General features: G+C 57.0%; 14 protein-coding genes, 1 tRNA gene and 1 pseudogene. 12 read left to right on the top strand and 4 right to left on the bottom strand.

What is annotated here, in order from left to right:
• Nucleotides 1–170 precede the first annotated feature (170 nt).
• Nucleotides 171–1,325, bottom strand: a complete 1,155-nt coding sequence (locus ABD923_RS18925; protein WP_259555197.1) for a P-loop NTPase family protein — start codon at nucleotides 1,323–1,325, stop codon at nucleotides 171–173.
• Nucleotides 1,326–1,879: 554 nt separating this feature from the next.
• Between ABD923_RS18925 and ABD923_RS18920 the strand changes: the two genes are divergently transcribed.
• From ABD923_RS18920 to ABD923_RS18900, 5 genes are read left to right on the top strand one after another with little or no spacing between them, the layout of a single operon-like run.
• Nucleotides 1,880–2,074: a ribbon-helix-helix domain-containing protein gene (locus ABD923_RS18920; RefSeq protein WP_259555196.1), complete on the top strand. Its 195-nt coding sequence runs from the start codon at nucleotides 1,880–1,882 to the stop codon at nucleotides 2,072–2,074.
• Complete coding sequence (locus tag ABD923_RS18915; protein WP_259555195.1) at nucleotides 2,071–3,828, top strand: Eco57I restriction-modification methylase domain-containing protein; 1,758 nt, start codon at nucleotides 2,071–2,073, stop codon at nucleotides 3,826–3,828. The genes ABD923_RS18920 and ABD923_RS18915 overlap by 4 nt, the downstream gene beginning before the upstream one ends.
• Nucleotides 3,825–6,938, top strand: coding sequence for an Eco57I restriction-modification methylase domain-containing protein (locus tag ABD923_RS18910; RefSeq protein WP_259555194.1), 3,114 nt, complete (start codon nucleotides 3,825–3,827; stop codon nucleotides 6,936–6,938). Before ABD923_RS18915 ends, ABD923_RS18910 begins: the two co-directional genes overlap by 4 nt.
• A 36-nt stretch (nucleotides 6,939–6,974) precedes the next feature.
• Nucleotides 6,975–8,051 (top strand): SIR2 family protein, encoded by a 1,077-nt coding sequence (locus ABD923_RS18905; RefSeq protein WP_259555193.1) that lies wholly within the window; start codon nucleotides 6,975–6,977, stop codon nucleotides 8,049–8,051.
• A complete protein-coding gene (locus tag ABD923_RS18900; RefSeq protein ID WP_259555192.1) occupies nucleotides 8,051–9,754 on the top strand; it encodes an ATP-binding protein in 1,704 nt (567 codons plus the stop codon). The genes ABD923_RS18905 and ABD923_RS18900 overlap by 1 nt, the downstream gene beginning before the upstream one ends.
• Before the next feature lie 562 nt (nucleotides 9,755–10,316).
• On the opposite strand, the gene ABD923_RS18895 is transcribed toward ABD923_RS18900, so the two are convergent.
• Nucleotides 10,317–10,655: a low molecular weight protein tyrosine phosphatase family protein gene (locus tag ABD923_RS18895; RefSeq protein WP_259555191.1), complete on the bottom strand. Its 339-nt coding sequence runs from the start codon at nucleotides 10,653–10,655 to the stop codon at nucleotides 10,317–10,319.
• A gap of 45 nt (nucleotides 10,656–10,700) precedes the next feature.
• Nucleotides 10,701–11,534: a hypothetical protein gene (locus ABD923_RS18890; protein ID WP_259555190.1), complete on the bottom strand. Its 834-nt coding sequence runs from the start codon at nucleotides 11,532–11,534 to the stop codon at nucleotides 10,701–10,703.
• A gap of 80 nt (nucleotides 11,535–11,614) precedes the next feature.
• Here ABD923_RS18890 and ABD923_RS18885 point away from each other — a divergent pair, with 80 nt between their 5' ends.
• The 6 genes and pseudogenes from ABD923_RS18885 to ABD923_RS18860 all read left to right on the top strand — a co-directional run.
• Complete coding sequence (locus tag ABD923_RS18885) at nucleotides 11,615–11,743, top strand: hypothetical protein (protein WP_259555189.1); 129 nt, start codon at nucleotides 11,615–11,617, stop codon at nucleotides 11,741–11,743.
• Nucleotides 11,744–11,811: 68 nt separating this feature from the next.
• A complete protein-coding gene (locus ABD923_RS18880) occupies nucleotides 11,812–13,476 on the top strand; it encodes a type IV secretory system conjugative DNA transfer family protein (protein WP_259555188.1) in 1,665 nt (554 codons plus the stop codon).
• Between the two features lie 10 nt (nucleotides 13,477–13,486).
• The gene (locus ABD923_RS18875; protein WP_259555187.1) at nucleotides 13,487–13,843 is read left to right on the top strand and encodes a hypothetical protein; all 357 of its coding nucleotides are present in this window, start codon (nucleotides 13,487–13,489) and stop codon (nucleotides 13,841–13,843) included.
• On the top strand, nucleotides 13,843–14,121 hold the full coding sequence (locus ABD923_RS18870) for a hypothetical protein (RefSeq protein ID WP_259555186.1): 279 nt from the start codon (nucleotides 13,843–13,845) through the stop codon (nucleotides 14,119–14,121). The genes ABD923_RS18875 and ABD923_RS18870 overlap by 1 nt, the downstream gene beginning before the upstream one ends.
• A gap of 47 nt (nucleotides 14,122–14,168) precedes the next feature.
• Nucleotides 14,169–14,540: a hypothetical protein gene (locus tag ABD923_RS18865; protein WP_259555185.1), complete on the top strand. Its 372-nt coding sequence runs from the start codon at nucleotides 14,169–14,171 to the stop codon at nucleotides 14,538–14,540.
• Nucleotides 14,541–14,615: 75 nt separating this feature from the next.
• A pseudogene (locus tag ABD923_RS18860) lies at nucleotides 14,616–15,602 on the top strand (recombinase family protein); the annotation flags it as partial.
• Nucleotides 15,603–16,101: 499 nt separating this feature from the next.
• Here the strand turns inward: ABD923_RS18860 and ABD923_RS18855 are convergent.
• Nucleotides 16,102–16,176: transfer RNA gene (locus ABD923_RS18855), tRNA-Thr, on the bottom strand.
• A gap of 91 nt (nucleotides 16,177–16,267) precedes the next feature.
• Here ABD923_RS18855 and ABD923_RS18850 point away from each other — a divergent pair.
• On the top strand, nucleotides 16,268–16,447 hold the full coding sequence (locus ABD923_RS18850; RefSeq protein WP_259555184.1) for a hypothetical protein: 180 nt from the start codon (nucleotides 16,268–16,270) through the stop codon (nucleotides 16,445–16,447).
• The last annotated feature ends 7 nt before the right edge of the window (nucleotides 16,448–16,454 follow it).

The following is a 16,454-nucleotide window of genomic DNA, read 5'->3' as shown; positions in this document are numbered from 1 at the left end:
ACCCCATAGCGCGATCGGATACAACGTCCCGATCGCCATGCATTATCCCGATGGCGTCACCAGCCCGTCATCGTGAAAGAGCCGGAAAAATCCAGCTTCCGGCGGTCCAACGTTGGGGAGCGGTGCAGGTTTGGTCACACGCCCATTGGAGGGTGCGCCAAGTCAGAAGATCAGTCGTCTTCGCTTTTTCGATGAACGACGCCCTGTTCTTCATGGGCTTCCAACAGCATCCTGACATATTCCCGCGTGCTGGTTGTCGCATGCCCCAAGCCAGGCCAGGCAAAGGGAAAGGTCATGCAAGTCACGCTTATGTCCAGCTCCGCACCAAGCAATTCTGCCACAGCCATTGCGGTCTCGGGCTCTTTGGACTCAGGCCAAAGGTCTTCATCCAAAACAATGCAGGCATCGCCGTCATCATCGACAGAAATCTCGGCGAGCTGCGCCCCGATCCGCTCTGCGGGGGTCGTGGCGTCTTCAAGCAACGCAGTACGCAAGAGCAACGAACTGCTGTCTTCGCCCAGCGTGAGAGTCGGTCTTGAATCCACTACTTCAATCATTGGCTCAGGCCGCTGCCGCGCTATCCGACCTTTAACAGGTTTGACTGTCACATCGGAGTCCTCCAACCAAGCTGGCTCGGAAAAGATGTCGATGGGGGATGCACCGCAGCCAGGGCAATACCAAAGATTCTCCGCGAGCTGTGTGCCTGTGATCTTGCCGTCGCAATGCAGGCAGAACCACTCGGCAGACTTCCCGCCGAACAGTGGATGAAGCACCACCCCTTCCGTATCAGGTTTGGTGGAGCGTCTTGGCCAGTCCGAAGCAATCCCTGCGCGAACCTTTGCGGCCTCTTCGTCTGCAATCACCAACGCTGCTTCGAGGAAATCCTGCTTGCTTACAGGGCTCGTGTCGGCATGCGGCTTCTCGATCTCAACAAGCGGCTGGGAGAACTGCGCTTCGCCGACAAGAATGCGCCATCCGTCACCCTCCATGCGAATGTCGCCGAAAGCCTCGAAGACCCGATAGTCGTGATCGCCGATCTTTCCTTGCCTGATAGGTTCATCGACAGGACGGGATAAGCTCATGCCTATGAAACTCTCTTTTTCATCCGTGCCTGGGTGAGTTTGGTGAACAAGCGCCTCGGCCATCGCGAGCTGCTCGGCGGTCGGGAGCCACCCCTGCTTCGCTTTGGCTGCCAGGTACGCCCAATGGGGGAAGTCCAACGCAGCGGCCATCGCGTTGAGGGCTTCGTGTTGAGCAATCCGATTTGCCCGCGCGTACCGTTTTGCGAGCGTCTTCAGTTTGTCGATTTCGTTCTTAGAGGTCATGAACCATTTCCAAATGGGATCTGACTAGGTGTCCGCTACTAACCAGATCCCACAATTGGGCTGGAGTCTTCATGTTTGAAGGAGAGTGCTGCGTAGCTTTGCGTGGCGGACACACCGGCATGCACTTAAGGCCAACGTAAGCGTGCAGGATTCTTTCAGTGTCGTCAAGCTGTTGCCGAAGTTCGTTTACGCGGAGCCCGATCTTGACGGAGGACGGGGCCGCAGGCCCCCAAAACAGGGAAGAGCGGAGCGGTGTTCACCGCGACAATCCTGGCGACCAGACAGGCCGCCAGCGTGCGCAATGGAACGTGACTGGATGGCAAAGACCTGGCTACAGGACTTAGGTGCTTGCGCATAGAGCCTGCCCGCCTCCAGGCGCGCCTACTTTTTCACTGGATTCTGGGCCATCAGCCGAATATGTTCGCATTATGTTCTACTTCGCTACGAAAGTTATGGAGATGGACGTGCCGGATTTTCTAGGGGGTAACAGGGGCAAGATGCTTTCGAACTTCACCACCGTGGTGTAGCATGGTGCAAACAAGGATTCGAACGCCATGCCGCCAGCAACGAAAAAGAGCACGCCCAAAGCGTCACACCGTCTATCGGTCAGCCTGACCGAAGAGCAACACAAAGAACTTCTCGAAATAGCAGAGAAAAACAAGGTTTCTGTGGCTTGGGTGATCCGGGAGGCTATCGAGCGACTGCTTCGCGATGAACAGCCGTTGTTCCATGTGGGGCAAGTGCGATGAATGAGCATGTGAGCGGCATAGCAACCAATACCGCCGCGAGGGAGGTTCCCGAACGGACACATAGCGGGCGCTTTACGGCGCTCGATGCCGACAAACTGCGCGGCGGGTACTACAGCCCTGCGGAGTTGGCGCGCTGGCTCTGCGCCTGGGCGATCCGGGGCGCGGACGAGCTGGTGCTTGAGCCGAGCTGTGGTGATGGCTCATTCCTTGAAGCGGCAAGCACACGTCTCGAAGCGCTGGGGGCGCAAGGCCCCGCTCGCGCAAACAATCTGCGCGGCATCGAGATTATTCCCGATGAAGCCGATAAAGCCCGTCTGCGCCTTAAGGATGGTCTCGGCATGCGCGCTGCCGATGTTGTCGTAAACAGCGATTTTTTTGCGTGGTGGAGCCGACCGGACCGCCCGGAATTCGATGTGGTGGTCGGCAACCCGCCCTTCATTCGTTATCAGAGCTTTCCGGAGCCCCATCGCAGCCGCGCGATGGATATCATGCATGAACAGGGCCTCTCGCCGAACCGCCTGACAAATATCTGGGTGCCGTTTGTTGTCGCGGCGGCGGCGGCGCTCAAGGAAGGCGGGCGCATGGCGCTTGTCCTTCCCGCAGAGCTTTTGCAGGTAAGTTATGCGGCGCAGTTGCGGTCATTTTTGACGGACCGGTTTGGGCGCGTCGATCTGATCGCCTGCAACGAGCTGTTTTTTGAGAAAGCTGAGCAAGAAGTATTGCTCCTGCTCGCTGATGAAGCGCGCTCTGCGCCTTCGGCCAGCAATCCGTGCAAGGTAAATCTGACCGAAAGCGACTCCGTCGTCGATATCGTCAATCGCAAGCCGCGCGAGGTATTGCGCAGTGCGTCCCCAAAAACGGTCTGTCATGACAGCGAAAAATGGCTCAAATACTTCCTGAGCGCCGGAGAGATTTCCTTTATGCGGGCTCTGCGCGCAGGTGCGAGCACGACCGAGTTAGGCAAATATGCTTCGGTCAATGTCGGTGTCGTCACCGGCAAAAACCAGTTCTTTGTGCTGCGCGAAAGCGAAGTCGAAGAGCTTGGCTTGCAGGGCTTCACCATACCGCTCATTGGACGCTCCGCCCACCTGGGCGGCGCAGTGGTCGATAAGAAGGGTTGGCGTACTCTCGCCAATGAGGATCAGCGGGTGCATCTTTTGCATCTGGCCCCGATCAACGGCACGAAGCCGAAAGGAGCGCTTGCCAGCTATATTCGGCTTGGGGAAGCTCAGGACGTGCATAAGGGCTATAAGTGCTCGGTGCGCACACCCTGGTATGCAGTGCCCTCGGTCTATGTGCCGGATGCTTTTGTCTTCCGCCAGATTTATGACTTCCCCCGCATCGTTCTCAATGATGCTGAAGCGACGGCCACCGATACCATCCACCGCATGCGTAGCTACGGCGCTGATCCGCGCGCCATTGTCGCCAATAGCTATAGCTATCTCACGGCCGCTTCGGCAGAGATCGAAGGACGCAGTTATGGCGGAGGCGTTCTGGAGCTGGAACCGACCGAAGCAGAAAAGCTGCTTATGCCCGCAAAACTTGGTGATGCCCTGCCTGTCGAAGAGTGCGATTCCTTAATCCGCGCCGGGCGGCTTGAACTCGTTCTCGAAGAGAACAGCCGTCGAATCCTGATCGAAGGGATGGGGCTCTCGAAGGTAGAATGCGTAATGCTGCGCAGCATCTGGGAGAAGATGCGCAACCGGCGTCTCGCGCGCCGCCGTGCCGGTAAGAAACCCCGGAGTAAAGGATGAACGATGATGCGCAAGCCGGAATTATAACTCCCGCCGCTCATGATGGTGATGAGGTGAAAAAACACGCCCGCGCCCGTGTGGCCGAGCTTGTCGAGCGCTTCGGACGCAATGAAAGTGATTACCTTGACGCTGGCTACAACGAGACTCAGGCGCGCACCGAGTTCATAACGCCGCTGCTCGAAGCGTTCGGCTGGGACGTGCACAATCGCCGCGCCCAACCGCTGACTTACCGTGAGGTTATCGAAGAGGCGACCGTCGAAGTCGGGGAAGAGCGCCTTTCCAAGCGGCCAGATTATGAGCTGCGCCTTGCGCGGCAACGTAAGCTTTTCATTGAGGCTAAGAAGCCCAGCGTGCGGATTGATCGTGACCGCGCGCCTGCGTTTCAGACGCGCCGCTACGGGTACTCAGCAAGCTTGCCGATCTCCGTGGTTACCAACTTTCATCAGCTTGTCATCTATGACTGCAAGCCCGCGCCGCTTGAAACCCATGAGGCGCATGTCGCAAGGCTGCATCTGTTTGGGTATGACGAGTTCGAGGCACGCTTTGATGAGCTGTGGTCTCTGCTTTCACGAGAGAGCGTGCTTTCCGGCGCATTCGACCGCCACTTCGCCATCGACACGACGCGGCAAGGTTCGGAACAATTTGACGATTTCTTCCTGAATCAGGTTCGCGACTGGCGTGCCCGCCTCGCCGCCGATATTAACGCGAACACGCCCGGCCTAAGCTCCGAAGAGCTGACCTATGGAGTGCAACTTTTTCTTTCACGCATTGTCTTCCTGCGAATTTGCGAAGACCGCGAGATCGAAAAATACGAAACGCTCAAGAATCTTGATGGCAGCGCCACCTTTGATGCCTTGATGGGTGTCTTGCGCCGCGCGGATGAATTCTACGACTCGGGGCTGTTCCGGCTGATTGATGATGACCCGCTGGGCATAAGGATTAGTGACGAGGTGCTGCAAGGCATCATTGCCGAGCTGTATTACCCGCTCAGCCCTTACACCTTCGCAGTCGTCGAGACTGAAGTGCTGGGCGAGATTTATGAGCAATTCCTCGGCGAAGTGATCGTGGTGGAGGATGGCGCTGTAGCCATCACCAGCAAGCCGGAAATTCGCGAAAGCGGCGGTGTGGTGCCAACACCGAGTTTCATCGCCGATGCTATTGTCGCTCGCACCCTCGGACCGCTTTTGGCTGGCCGCTCCCCGCAAGACCTTGCATCATTCACGCTGGTGGACACCTGCTGCGGTTCCGGCATATTCTTGCTTTCTGCGTATGACTTCCTGCTCGGCCATTATCTGGATTGGTACGTTGCAGACGGTGCGGAGAAGCATTCAGGCATCGAGATTTATCAGGCCGGTGAAAATCTTTGGCGGCTCACATTCGATGAGAAGCGCCGCATTCTGTTGGCACATCTTTGCGGCGTCGATATCGATCCCAACGCGGTCGAAGTGGCGCAATTCAGCCTGCTGCTCAAGCTCATCGAGGATGAAAGCGAAGCGGCCCTCAAGGACTATGTGAGGCGAAAGAAACACGCAGCGCTCCCCGAACTCGATAGCCATATTCGCTGCGGCAATTCACTTGTGAGCACCCAGGAATGGGAAGCCGCGTGCGGGCCGCTGCCAGCAGCGTTGCGTGATGCGATCAATCCATTTCGTTGGGAAGACGAGTTTGCTGATGAGATGGCCGGGGGCGGCTTTGACGTGGTGGTGGGCAACCCGCCCTATATCCGCATTCAGAACATGGTGGCCTACTCACCGGAAGAGGCCGCATTCTACAATTCTGCGGAGTCGCCCTTCAGTACGGCGCGGCAGGACAACTTCGACAAATACGCCTTGTTCATCGAGCGCTCGCTGGCGCTGGTCAAAGATCAGGGCCGGGTCGGCGTTATAGTCCCCAATAAATTTATGACGATACGTTCAGGACGGGCACTGCGTGGTCTTCTGACTCGCACGCCGGTCTTAGAAGAGATCGTGAATTTCGGGGTGAAACCTGTCTTCGGGCGAGGCACGTCCAACTATACCTGCATCCTCGTTATGGATCGCACCGGCTGTGAGACTGTTCATGTCGAGGAAGCAGGGCCGCTGGAAGAATGGCGCTATGGTCGGACGGGTGTGATCTCGACCATTCCCGCCGCAGAGCTGAGCGATGAGGCTTGGACGTTCGGCCAGGAGGATGTGCGGGCACTCTTCGCGCGGATCAAAGACGAAGTGCCGGGCAGACTGGAAGCGCTCGCGAACATCGAGGTCGGCGTTCAGACCAGCAAAGATGAAATCTATCTGCTGCACCCTACGCGCACCGATGATGATCATGTCTGGATCGAGTGGGACAGCCGAGAATGGCAGATCGAGAGGAGCATCCTTCGCCCCTGTCTTCATGATGAGCAGCTTGACGCATTTGGTCAGCCCGAGGCCAACGCCTGGATGATCTTCCCTTACGAGATGGTGACCACGCCAAGAGGCAAGCTACGCGCCCGGCTATTACAGCCTGATGAAATGGCGGAAAATTACCCCCGCTGCCTGGAATATCTGAGCGCACGGCGCGACACGCTCGAAGGACGCAATGTTGTCGGCGGTGCGGCGGACGAGCGGCAATTCTATCAGTATGGACGCTCGCAAAGCCTGACGAAGTTCGATAGCCCAAAAATCGTACTGCCCGTTCTCGCCCGCGAGCCGCGTTACGCCTATGATGAGACGAACACGATTATTACCGGAGGCGGCAACGGTCCGTACTACATGATCCGCGCCAAGGACGATGCGCCGATCTCGACGCTCTATTTACTAGCCGTTCTGAACCATCCACTTTGTGAAGCGATGATCCGAACGAATACCAGCGTATTTAGGGGTGGGTATTACTCCCATGGCAAGCAATTTATCAAAGACCTACCGATCCCCGTCCCTGAGGACGAGGCAGCAAAGGCGGCAATCGAGCAACAAGCCGAAAGGGTTGTGGGTGCGCTCAAGGCGTTGAATGCGGCACGCACGCCCCATGAACGGACACGGCGCGAGCGTGCAGCCAATGACGCACGTTTGAAGCTGAAGCGCCAGGTGAGCGTAGCTTTCGGTCTGTCAGGCGATGATGCAGAAATTATTGAATCCGTACCGGTGCCTTCATGAACAATGTAGCGGCGGCACAATACTTGGGGGCAAAACATGAGCAGCGATGTCCGTGAACAAATCACCGAATGGCTTACCGGCAACGACACCTGTTTTCTGATTGGGGCTGGTTGCAGCGCCTGCGCAAACAAGCCTCTGATCGGGAAACTCACCGAAAACGTTCTGGAAGGGTTGGATAAAAAATTACTTGATCAATTTGACGGATTGAAGCCACTTTCTGATCGCCCTCCGACCATCGAAGACTTGATCAATTATCTGGTCCGCTATCGCGAGATTCTGAGCGCGATCACAACTGCTGAGGCACATGGCCTTACCGTCGATGAAATCGACGGATGGCTCACCGAAATCAAGAAGCGCATCGTAAGCGAAGTCGCGGATGATTGGCAAGCATGCGATTATCACGAACGCTTTTTGCAACGCCTGCGTGGTGCTCGTGATCGCGGACCACGCGATATTTTTAGCTTGAATTACGATACGCTGCTTGAGGCGAGTCTGGACTCTCTCCGGCTGCCATACTCTGATGGCTTTCGCGGCACCAATCGCGCTTGGTTCGATCCACAATCCTTTGATGAGGCCGGGCCGGGAATAGCATACCGGATTCACAAGCTCCACGGCTCCATCAACTGGACACGTGATGCGGATGGCCATGTTCGGCGTGGGCGCAACGCAAATGAAGATGCTGCCGATGAGCCAGTGGTGGTGTACCCGTCCGAGCAAAAATACCTGCAAACTCAGTATGGGGTATATGAAACCCTGATTGGCCGGTTTCGGAACCGGCTCCGGCGCACTGGCGTCAACAACCATCTGGTTGTTTTGGGCTACAGCTTCAATGACGAACATATCAACGAAGCCATTTGCGATTCGATAAACTCTCCGCATAGCAATCTCACCGTCATCGCCTTCGTGGGACCGGAACAGGATCGAGATAGGCAGGATCAGCGCTTGCAGGCGTTCTGTGACCGCTGTGATTCCCGCTTTAGCGTCTTCATTGGCGGCAAGGACAATGGCGGATTTATTGGGCATGCCCTCGATGTAGAATCGTCCCTCGGCGTCTTGGAAGCCGATTTGTGGAAGTTCGAAAATTTGGTTGCCTATATAGCCGGGGGGAATTGATGAGCGATCCAATCTTAAAAATCGGTCGCGTGGTCGAGGTCTCCGGTTCAAAGGTGATCGGCGAGCTTGAAGGAACAGTTGAAGACCTACACCGCACCTATAAGAGCCGCCGATACACGGTTGGACAAGTGGGCTCTATTGTGAAGATCGAAGCGGGCGACAAGCTTGTATTCGGCGTGGTGACCGCACTTCGGATGACTGAAACCATGCTTGAAGGCGCCGCTGGCGTTACCGGTCGCGACACGTCGGGTGAAGGCGCAGCAGACGCAAAGTGGCTGGAAATTGAGCTGTTCGGTGAAGCCGTGCGAACCGGCCTCGGGGAAAGCGAATTTGTATTTCAGCGCGGTGTGGTGACCTACCCGCTTCCGGGGCAGGGTATTTTTGTGGCAAGCGTTGTGGAGCTTCAACGGATATACAATCGTCCTGACAAACCGAGTGTGCATGTCGGTACGCTCTCGCAAGCTGCATCCCTGCCGGTCTATCTTTTGACCGACGAGCTGCTGGGCAAACATTTTGCTATTTTGGGCACCACGGGATCGGGCAAGTCCTGCTCCGTCACGGTATTGCTGCGTTCCATATTGGAAGTAGCTCCGCGCGCCCATGTGATATTACTTGATCCGCATAATGAGTATCGGCGTGCATTTCCCGATTTGGCGGAAGTAATTGATCCGACGACGCTGAACTTGCCGCATTGGCTCCTGAACTTTGAAGAGAGCGTGGAACTGTTCATCGGCAAGACGGAGCATGTCGCTACCAGTCAGACGAACATTCTCAAGGATGCCATCTTGGCAGCGCGGCGCGATTTCGGTGCGGATGGCGTTCCAACAGAGAAAATCACGGTCGATACCCCGGTTCCCTACCGTCTTGGTGACATGTTGGCGCATATCGATGCAGCGATGCCGACGCAGGCTTCGAAGCAGGATTCTTATCTCAAGATCAAAAATAAGGCCGAAACGCTACAGCAGGACAGCCGCTTTGGTTTTATGATGCGTCCTGATGCGACCGTGGGCGATCAGCTCGCCGAGATCGTTGGTCAGTATCTGCGAATTCCGGTGGGCGACAAACCCCTGTCGATCATCGACCTCTCAGGTGTTCCTTCCGATGTTGTCGATGTGGTGGTCTCTGTGCTCTGCCGCATCGTCTTTGATTTTGCGGTTTGGAGCCCTCGCCCGGTACAGGTGCCGGTAGTATTGATCTGTGAAGAGGCGCATCGCTACGCGCCTCGGCGCGACGATGCTGCGTTCCAACCGACCAAACAGGCATTGTCGCGGATCGCCAAGGAAGGACGAAAGTACGGCGTGGGGTTGGGACTGATCTCGCAACGCCCCTCCGAGCTGGCCGAGTCGATCCTCTCACAGTGCAACACACTAATTGCGCTGCGCATGAGCAATGAGCAGGATCAGAATTTCGTCCAGCGCGCGCTTCCCGATTCAGTGCGCAGCCTGGTCAGCATCTTGCCGACCCTACGCACGCAAGAAGCTCTGGTCGTCGGTGAAGGCACGGTCGTGCCTGTACGGCTGCGCTTCAACGATCTTGACGAAGCCCACATGCCACAAAGCGCAGACGTGGCATTTGCGGCGCTGTGGGAAACAGATGGCGCGGAAGCTGACCATGTAGCGAACGTAGTACGGCGATGGCGGATGCAGGAACGTCCGTCATTGGTCGCCGTAGCTGAGCAAAATGCCGAAGACGAAGACGGGTGATCTGTTGCGGGGTTCAGGCATGCGGTAACGCCATGATCGGGTTCAGCGCCGACGCGCTGACGGCATCCAATCCGCGCTGGGTTGGTCAGGGTTCCAAGGGGCTCGAAGGCTCCTTGGTCGATGGGATGGTTCCAAGGAAGGGCAGCGCGAAAGCTCCCTTGCCTTGGTCTCGATGAGGTCGTCTCCATGAAGTGGTCATGGGGGCATCGGGGGAGCAGGAACGCGCCCCTGATTGGTGCTGCAACGGCCAGACGGTGCGAGTGGGTTTCATGGGGCGCGATAGCTCCTGATCCTCCTGAAAGGATCGATGGGTGCAGGGAGAGCGAAGTCTCCCGCGAGTGATTGAACGGCGATACGTTCTGCTGGCTCGGGAATGGGTTCAATGCCCTGACAGAGCCACGGCCTGGGGGATGCAACGGGGGCGCGCAGCGAGCCCCCTTGCCAAGATGGTTTTGTAGTACAAAACACATCTTGCGGTTTCGCCTTACGGCGGTCTTAGGGCTTTGTACTACAAGGATTATTGCGGCGCACCAATATGCGCCAACTTTATACTACAGCACCCTCAACTATCGCTGAGGATGCTGGAAAGGCGTGGCTCGACCTTCTCCTTGAGAAGCGCAACAAGCGCGGGATCACCCCGTTCATACTCATCGGGGATGTGCAGGGTGACGATCCTGCTGTCTGCTGGGCGCTGCTTGTACTTCTTCCTGATCCGCTCGCGGTGGTGGTTCTCCATCGCGAAGATCAGGTCGGCGCTTGCCACAAGCTCTTTGGTCAGGGGACGCGGCGCTTCTGCGTCCGTGCCCGCCGACACGGCCTCGATGCCAGGGAAATCCCTGAACACGTCCTCGGCGGTCGGGCTTCTGAGCTTGTTGGAGGTGCATACGAACAGGACTTTCATGCGGGTATGATAGCGCAAGATGTTGCGCTGCGGAATCCTGCTTCGTCAGTCTTCGATTGGGTCTTCGATCCGCACCAGCTCCACCTCGTATTCTGGATGCAGCGGATCGGAGTGCGTCATGTTCGCTGACCGTCCAATTCCGCCGTTGAAGCTGAGTTCCCCGCGCAGCGTCAGCGGATCATCGGCGACTTTGTAAAGACGGTACAGCCGCGCCTCCAGTACAGTGCGAGTCGCCATCAGATAGCGCGAGGCTTCTCTGTCGGCGAATCCGAACGCGACAATGACGCCTGCGTCGTTGTTGCGGGGCGGTACGGCAGGAAACTCGTCAGTTGCGGGATCGACGGAGAAATTGAAGATGGTTTCCGACACGAGCAAAGCATCGTGCTTTTGCATCGGCTTCAAATCGACCACCGCATAGGGGATTCTCGATAGCATTGGCTTAACAGGCGGCGCGCTGAATTCGCCCCACTCGTTCATGGTCATGGTTTCCCTGAAGCCCTCGTGGCCATGCGCGCGCCTGTCGGTACTGGCATAGACCTGATAGCGCCCGATCAGGGTATCGACCCGATGCGGCTGCCTGACGCTCCTAGAAAAGAAATCGGCGAGCGTTGCTGCGCTTTCCTCGATTAGAGGGGGCGGCACGCTCCCGAGATATCTGGCTATCGCGTCGATAAAGTCATCATTCTGGCGGTGAGTGCCCTTCAAGAAGCGCTCTACGCGTCTTCGCCCGCTATCGCCTTCGAGGCCGTAATTGGCCTTGTCGGCAATGTCCTGGGCAAGCCGATGATAGCGAATTTTCTTGTTCTCCACGTGCTCCAGAAGAGCGCGGCGCAAACGCTCGCGTTCTTCATCCGAGTACCGTGGCAACTCTCTCGCCATGCAGTTTGTCCAGTCTGTGTCCGTGATTTTTCGGGTTCGAGTTTCGTAATCAGGGTCAGCAACCAAGAGGAGCTGACACCATGAAACCTTATGAACAGAAAGCCTGCGAAGTTGGCAAGAACGGCGGAACCGTTCCGACCAACAATATGCCCCATCAGCAAGCCGAGCGCATCGCCGCTGCCGTGAACAACGGCAAGCAAGGCAAGTGACGCTCTTGGACGGGGCGGCAATGGCCGCCTCGTCCCCTCCCCGAATTCCTGAACCCGCGAGAGCCAAGATGAACAACGGCACCAATCCCAAAGGCGGATCACCGACCGCAGCCCTGCTGCTCGGCGCTTCGTTCTACGGCCTCGCCCATCTCTGGGGACAGTACATGGTCGCGGGTGACGCTGCCGACGGCCTCTACACAGGGATGTTCAAGGTTATCGGCGGGATCGCCATGCTTGGCGGCCTCGGCGGTTACTACAAGGGCTGGCAACAGCGCGAGAAGCGCAAGGCCAGCCGAGAAACTTCCGGTACTTTTGGCGATGCGGCCTTCGCCACGCTTGAAGAGTGTGAAGACAAAGGCCTTTTCGATCCCAAGGGTTTGTATCTCGGTCTCCTGAATGGTCGTCCACTTTTCTATCGCGGCAAAGCCCATCTTCTGACCTGCGCTCCCGCGCGGCAGGGCAAGGGCATCAATATCGTGCTGCCGAACCTGCTGCACTATCAGGGCTCGGTGATCGTCACTGACCCCAAGGGCGAGCTAGCGGCAGTCACGGCGCAGCATCGCCGCGAACGGCTCGGCCAGGATGTTGCGGTTTTCAATCCGTGGGGTCTGCATGGTCTGCCCCAGGATCGCATCAATCCGCTTGAGAACGTGATTGCCATTGCTGGCAACCCCGCCTTGCAGCGCGGCCTGTCCGATGAGGTCAAGGCCATCGTCATGCAGCTCTACCCCGAGCCTGAAGACACGCGGAACCAGTATTTCCGCGAAGGCTCGCGAAGCATCATGCGTGCCGTGCTGATGTATCTGGCGCTCTGTTCGCCGAAACTCTGCGCGCTGCCCGAGATGTGGAGAATCATCGCGAACCCGCTGCGTCTTGAGCGCATGGTTGAAGCGATGCGCAAGGAAGACGTGCTGGGCGGCCTTCTCGCCGATCTGGGCGATGACCTTGCCCATCAGATGGAAGACAACCCCGATCTGTTCGGTGACTTCCGCGCGGGCGCTGTCCAGCACCTCTCCATCTTCGAGCCTGGCGGCTATCTGGCCGATGCGGTCAGCGCCTCGGACATATCGCTTGCCGATCTGAAGTCGGGGAATGTCAGCCTGTATCTGGCATTCCCGCCCGACAGGATCGTTTCGCACGGTGCAGCGCTCGGCCTGATCGTCAATCAGGCGATCACGGCAGTCGCACGGTCGAGCAAGCGCGGCGAAGTGCTGTTCATGCTCGATGAGTTTGCCAACCTCGGCAAGCTCGCGGGGCTGGCCGAAAGCCTGACCGCCCTGCCTGGGCTCGGTGTGCGCGTCTGGATGTTTGTGCAGGAACTTGCGGAGATGGTGCGCATCTACGGTGTGAACACGGCCAAGACGATTCAGTCGCAGGCTGAAGTGCGCCAGTTCTTCGCGGTGAACAGCGACGAGCTTGCGCAGGCACTCTCGCGGGCGCTCGGCCAGAAGACCGTCAAGACGATCAACTTCAATCTCGGTCGTTCCGACACGGACGAGATCGGCGAAAGCCTGTCTGAAACGGGTCAACCGCTCATGCGGGCTGAAGATATCACGCAGCTCGAACGCAATCAGCAAATCCTGCTGGTCAAGGGCGTGAAGGTGATCCTCGGGGAGTTGCTGGCTGTCTGGTTCTTCTCGCCGTGGCGCGAGTGGCTGTCACCGAACCCTGTCGAGGGCGACTACCCGAAAAAGAAGCCGCGCGTGCGCTTCGGCTACGAACTGAAGAAGTGAGGAACGAACCATGAGCAAGTTTGAAGTCAAAGTCTTGGGCGGCACGCCCACAAAGCGCCCTGAAGGGGCAATCAAGCGGCTGCGCCGCCGTATCGGCGAGACGATCAAAGCCGCGCTGCTGCGCCCGCGCATTATCGTTCTGACGGGAATCGCTGGCTTTTTCGTCTTCGTCGGCACGCCTCATGTCGGCTGGGACTACCAGTGCAGGCATCCGATGCGCGGCTTCGGCACCTGCAATTCGGTTGCCTGGTGCGCCTATTACGGCATCCAAGGCCGCCGCGAAGAAAGGCCTGCCTACGGCGAGCGCTGCGAGCTCGTGACGTTCCTGCCGCTGGATTTCAACAAGCTGATCGAAGGAGTTCTGTGATGAGCAATTACACATTCGCCCGCGACATGGATGACTACTACTGGAACAAGTTCGAACGGGTGGCCGAATATTTCGGCCATACGAACAAGGACGAATACGCCCTCCACCTATTTATCCACGCAATCCTGAAAGCGGAAATGTGGATGAATGCCGACCTCTATTCGAAACATGAAGAGAAGATCAGCAATTTTGAAGAGGAAGCGCGTAGGGATTGGGATCAATACATCGACGAATTCCAGAATTCGAAAGGGTATTGCGATGATGAGCTACCCTTCTAAAACCCGCATAAATTTGCGATTTTTGGATAAATTCTGATAAAATTAAAATGGGTATTGAGAAATACCCATCTCCAAAAATGGGAGATGAAGTAATGCGCGATGAATTTAACACCGAAGGTCAGCATGACCTTTGCGGCAAGGATCGCTCGTCCCCGAAGAGCATCCTGACCGTAGACGCGGAGAGGTACCAGTCGTACCTCGATGGTGTCGATATGACTCAGACGCAGAAGGAAGAGTTTCTGCAAGCACTGTGGTCGATCATGTTCACCTTCGTTGCCCTCGGCTTCGAGGTTCATCCGCTTCAAGAAGTCTGTGGAAAAACTCCTCTGAACGGTGGTCAGGGTGCCAAAGAAGCTTTCGGTGCGGTATCCTCTGATGATCCAGACAATGAAGATAACAACAACAAATTCAGTCCTTAGCGAGGCTTGGAGGTCACATGAATAAAGATAACAACATCATAGGACAAGGCCACCCAAGCGCTGATCTACTGCCGTGTGTCTTCCACGAAGCAACGGATTGAGGGCAGCGGGCTAGAGAGCCAGGAGCAGCGTTGTCGCACCTATGCGGAAGACAAAGGCTATGACGTTGAGGCTGTGTTCCCCGATGACGTAAGTGGGGGCGGCGATTTCATGCGCCGCCCTGGCATGGTCGCTCTGCTCTCCTATCTCGATGCGCAGAAGGGCAAGCCCTATGTAGTTATCTTTGACGACCTGAAGCGATTTGCCCGAGACACTGAATTCCATTTGAAGCTACGCCGTGAGTTCTCAAGGCGCGGTGCAAAAATCGAATGTCTGAATTTCCGTTTCGAAGACACTCCCGAAGGTAAGTTCATTGAAACCGTTATTGCTGCGCAAGGCGAGCTTGAGCGCGAACAAAATCGCCGCCAAGTAGTGCAGAAGATGCAAGCTCGTGTAGAGGGCGGTTTCTGGGTCTTTCGAGCTCCTGTCGGCTATCGCTATGTCAACGCGCCTTCAGGTGGCGGAAAAATACTTGTTCCTGACGATGTACTTGCCCCTGTTGTGCGCGAAGCGCTTGAAGGGTTCGCTACGGGGCATTTCGCCTCGCAGGCGGAAGTACAGCGTTTCTTGGAGCGCAATCCACACTTCCCGAAAGATCGTAAGGACGGGACACTCCGCCCCATGACCGTGACACGCCTTCTCAAGAAGGTGGTGTATGCAGGATATGTGGAAGCCCCTAAGTGGGGCGTAAGCTTGCGCAAAGGTCAGCACGAAGGTCTCATCAGCTTCGAGACCTTCGAACGCATTCAAGACAATCTAGAAGGCCGCAAGCGGCTCCCTGCCGCTCGGAAAGACTTCAACGAAGACTTCCCGCTTCGTGGCTTCGTGCAGTGCGGATGCTGCGGCAACGCAATGACTGCTGCCTGGTCTAAGGGCTGCCGCAAGCACTATGCCTACTATCGCTGTGAGACGCGCGGCTGCGAGGCCAAGAGCAAGTCGGTTCCTCGGGCGAAAATGGAAAGCGCTTTTGAGGAGATCATGGAAGGCCTGCAACCTGCTCGTGGGCTGTTCGATCTGGCAAAGGCCATGCTGCGCGATGCATGGGATATGCGGCTCGCGATTTCGCACGGTGAGAGGGACGAACTCCAGAAGCAGCTCAAGGAGGTGGATCGGCAGATCGGGAGCCTCTTGGATCGGATCGTTGACGCTACGAGTGCTTCGGTCGTCAGTGCCTATGAAGCCCGTATTGAGAAGCTGGAGCGACAAAAGCTCGTGCTTGCCGAGAGAGTTGAAACAACCGTGCCGCCGAAAGGACGGCTGGAGGATTGTATTGAACTCGCTCTCAATTTCTTGGCAAGCCCTTGGAATATTTACAAAAATGGTGACTTCGCTATGCGCCAGACAGTGCTTAGATTGGTCTTTTCAGAGCCACTGAAATACGGTCAAAATGGGGTGTATGGAACTCCCGAATTATCGTTCCCTTTCAAGTACTTAGCGGGAATTTTGGGGTCAAAAAGTGAGATGGTGCCGCAGGGGAGGATTGAACTCCCGACCTCACCCTTACCAAGGGTGCGCTCTACCACTGAGCTACTGCGGCGCCGTTCACGTGGGCGGTCAATTAGACGCTTCGCGCAGGCCTTGCAAGCGCAAACTGGACGCCCCTTGTCCCGCGCTGTAAACCCCGGCCCATGACAACGCGACCGTCGACAGGAAAACCCGGTAAACCGGACGCGGGCAGCGCCACGAACCCGCGCGAGGCGCGGCTCAAGGCGGCGCTGAAGGCGAATTTGGCACGGCGCAAGGCACAGGCGCGCAAACGCGCCGACGGGTCAGCGGGGCAAGACACCCCCGACCCGCAAAAGGATTGAGGAAAGG

It is taken from the genome of [Roseibacterium] beibuensis, from assembly GCF_039542305.1.
GTDB lineage: Bacteria > Pseudomonadota > Alphaproteobacteria > Rhodobacterales > Rhodobacteraceae > Roseibacterium > Roseibacterium beibuensis.
The sequence above is the reverse complement of the archived record's forward strand: the minus strand, read 5'-3'. Positions and strand labels throughout refer to the sequence as shown.